Source organism: Paraferrimonas sp. SM1919, assembly GCF_010993985.1.
In the GTDB taxonomy this organism is placed as follows: domain Bacteria; phylum Pseudomonadota; class Gammaproteobacteria; order Enterobacterales; family Shewanellaceae; genus SM1919.
This window is the reverse complement of record NZ_WINH01000131.1, coordinates 1-524: the sequence shown is the minus strand read 5'-3', so window position 1 is coordinate 524 and position 524 is coordinate 1. Positions and strand designations below refer to the sequence as shown.

Sequence of the window (524 nt, the reverse complement as noted above, 5' to 3'; positions counted from 1 at the left end):
AGCGGGCTGCGGTTGGCGCATGCTGCCTCACGACTTCCCGCCTTGGCAAACCGTGTATTGGTGGTTTCGTCGGCTCATGCGTCGCTTCCTGTTCCGCACGCTGCACGACGTGGTGCTGATGTTGGACCGGGAGTTGGCTGGGCGGCAGCCGTGCCCGAGTGCGGGCGTCATCGACAGCCAGACAGTCAAAGCGCCCTCGGCCGACAAGCGTGGCTACGACGCGGCCAAGAAAATCGTCGGGCGCAAGCGGCATATCGCGGTGGACACGGATGGACGGCTGCTGATGGTGAACCTGACGTCGGCGGATATTGCCGATAGCACGGGGGCGCTGGCGGTGCTGGAAGCGGTGAAGAAACGCTGGCCGGGTGTGAAACACCTGTTCGCAGACGGCGCCTACGACCGCACGGCGCTGATGGACAGGGCCGCGACCCTCGACTTCGTGGTTGAGGTGGTGCGCCGGCACGAGCAGCAAACGGGCTTTGCCGTTCTGCCGCGCCGCTGGGTGGTCGAGCGCACCTTTGGGT

Annotated in this window: 1 protein-coding gene; it reads left to right on the top strand. The window is 65.8% G+C overall.

The genetic code is table 11. From position 1 onward, the window contains the following. Positions 1-524, top strand: a 524-nt coding sequence (locus GFB48_RS17470; RefSeq protein WP_163938796.1) for an IS5 family transposase, incomplete at both ends; no start/stop codon positions are given.